The following is a 2,699-nucleotide window of genomic DNA, read 5'->3' as shown; positions in this document are numbered from 1 at the left end:
GTAAGCGTACGCCCAGTACCGTCTTGCGCTAAAGCTGAATTTCCATCAAGCGCCGATTGGCCTCATGCAGATCGAAGGCGGCTGGGTCGAAGCGGCCGCCGTGCCATTGCATCATATTGGCATGCTCAGGATGAGAAGAGTCGGCCATGACCTCTAGGAAGTCTTCATAACCGGAGATGCCACCAACATCTTCAGGTGGACAGGCGTTTGCTCCATCCAAGCACCAGGGCGAATCGAGCGGGCCCTCGAATTGGGTTCGTTCCAGCAACGTGACGTGATGCCACCAGGCATCACCGTAATCGTAGATATAGTTGAAGGTACGCGCACCACCCAACGCTTTTTCCAATCGAACCCGCTGCTCGCTCTTCAAGTCCGGCTCGGGGTAGTTGGGGTCGGGCTCACCGTAGTGCGTGTCGTTGATGATGAACTCATGCAAATGCCCACCTTGCCACCCCATGGCCCAGAGCAAGGTCACGTGCAGTTTACGTAAGGTAATATTGGCGGGAACAAGAATGGTTCGGTAGATCAGCGGGTTGCTATCACGCAGTTCAATGCGCAAGACCAAGGCTTGGCCGCCTAAGACCGTGAGCTTGCGGGAAGTTACGCGGCGCGATCCAGAGCGGTGCAGTGTGGGGTTAGATTCCATGGCAACAAGTCGTCGATTCGGTTGACGGGGTGCTCGGCGATACGGGCCAGCACCTCACGCAAGTAAGCCATGGGTTCGATCCCGTTCAGTGCCGCGCTACCGAGTAGGCTATAAATGGACGCAGCGCTGTGGCCACCCGCATCAGATCCGGCAAATAGGTAGTTCTTGCGGCCCAAGGCGACCACGCGCAGCGCGCGCTCAGCAGCATTATTATCGATTTCAATGCAGCCATCGTCCACATAGCGCGTTAAAGCGGTCCAGCGTGTGAGCGCATAGCGAACCGCCCCGGCCAATGCGGATTTACGTGAGACGGATCGTAAGGTGTCGTGCAGCCAGTCGTGTAAAGCGTCAAGATGAGGGCCAGCCCGTGCCTGACGCGCTTGGCGTCGCACATCGGGCAACTCACCACGGATTTGCGCTTCAATGGCATACAGTTCAGCAATGCGCCCAATGGCCTGCAAGGCTTCCGGGCTGCTTTGCTGTTCGGCGATGTCGTAGAACTTGCGTCGTACGTGCGCCCAGCATGCTGCCTCAACAATTTTCCCGCTTTCGTAGAGTGCATTAAAACCTGCGTACCCATCGGCCTGAACAATGCCCTGGAAGTTTTTAAGGTGCTTCTGTGGGTGCTCGCCTTTACGATCTGGTGAGTACCCGAACCAGACCGCCGCCGGTTGATCACTGGCAGCGGTTCGGTCGTCACGAACATACGTCCACAGACGCCCCGTGCGGGTCTTGCCACGCCCCGGCGCCAGTACTGGAACAGGGGTGTCATCGGCATGGACTTTGCTGCCACTCATCACATAACGATGCAATGCCTGAACCAGAGGGCGAAGCAACTGACTGCTGCCCGCCACCCAATCGGCCAGTGTCGAGCGTGAGAGTGTCACGCCATGACGGGCATAGATCGCGCTCTGGCGATAAAGTGGTTGATGATCGCAGTACTTGGCCACCAGAACCTGAGCCAGCAATCCAGGGCCAGCCAAGCCACGTGCAATCGGACGCGAAGGTGCGGTCGCCTGCACAATGGTGTCGCAATGGCTACAGGCCATCTTGGGTCGAACCGTGCGGATGACCTTAAAGCTGGCTGGAATGAATTCAAGCGTTTCGCTAACGTCTTCGCCCAGGAATTTGAGCGCACCACCACAAGCCGGGCAGTCACAACTATCGTTGGCAGCCAGCACATGTTCTTCGCGCGGCAGGAAGTCTGGCAAGCTCTGGCGCCCGGCAGATGGCGTGCGTTTCTTTGGGGAAGTGGCTTTGGGCACAATGCCTCGCACCGGCGCACCTGATATCGCCATGTCATCAAGCATCAGCGGCAGTTGCGCCAACAGGTCGCCAGCCCGTTCACTGCTGCGCCCGAAGCGTTCGCGCCTGGCCTTGGCCAACTGCAAACGCAAGTAGTCATTTTCTTGTTGCAACGCCTTGATCACGGCCAGTAAAGCCGTTGTGTCAGATGAGGTGGCGTTAACGTTTTGCATGACCGTAATTTTACCAAATAGTCATGCCTGAATCGACCGATTATTGCCAGCAAACCCAATAAATATGCAGCTCTCCAAGCAATGCTGGCATTACACTCGCATAGGTCGCTGTGTGCGCTGGGGTCGTCGCCAATCGATGCCTTCCAGCAGCATCGACAGCTGTGCGGGCGTCAGATTGACCGCACCCGATTCAGCCGAAGGCCAGACGAAATGACCATGCTCTAACCGCTTGGCCAGTAAACACATGCCATCGCCGCTCCACCACAACACCTTGATTCGATCGCCTTTGCGACCACGAAATACAAACACGTGACCACTGAACGGATCCTCAGCCAGCTTCGATTGCACCAGCGCGGCCAAGCCATCGAAACCACGACGCATGTCGGTGATCCCAGCCGCCAGCCAAACTCGGGTTCCCGCAGGTAAACCAATCATGCGCGTAGCGTCTGGATCATGCATTGCAGCGCCCGCAGATCGGGCGTCCCATGCACTACAATTTTGGCATGACCAAGGTGCAGTTCAATTTGCCCACGCTGGGGGTCGCAATCATTGGTTGGTGACCGTGTCGTATGATG

3 protein-coding genes are annotated in these 2,699 nt (G+C 57.2%); all 3 read right to left on the bottom strand.

The window, feature by feature from the left end; translation table 11 throughout:
* Window positions 1–28 precede the first annotated feature (28 nt).
* Entirely contained in the window at window positions 29–646 is a 618-nt protein-coding gene (locus IXC47_RS19215; protein ID WP_195876760.1) for a plasmid pRiA4b ORF-3 family protein, read from the bottom strand.
* The gene (tnpC, locus tag IXC47_RS19210) at window positions 601–2,124 is read right to left on the bottom strand and encodes an IS66 family transposase (RefSeq protein WP_195876759.1); all 1,524 of its coding nucleotides are present in this window, start codon (window positions 2,122–2,124) and stop codon (window positions 601–603) included. Before tnpC ends, IXC47_RS19215 begins: the two co-directional genes overlap by 46 nt.
* Window positions 2,125–2,214: 90 nt before the next feature.
* Window positions 2,215–2,559 (bottom strand): IS66 family insertion sequence element accessory protein TnpB, encoded by a 345-nt coding sequence (gene tnpB, locus IXC47_RS19205; protein ID WP_195876761.1) that lies wholly within the window; start codon window positions 2,557–2,559, stop codon window positions 2,215–2,217.
* Window positions 2,560–2,699: the final 140 nt, after the last annotated feature.

Source organism: Herminiimonas contaminans, from assembly GCF_015645465.1.
GTDB lineage: Bacteria > Pseudomonadota > Gammaproteobacteria > Burkholderiales > Burkholderiaceae_D > Oxalicibacterium > Oxalicibacterium contaminans.
The sequence above is the reverse complement of the archived record's forward strand: the minus strand, read 5'-3'. Positions and strand labels throughout refer to the sequence as shown.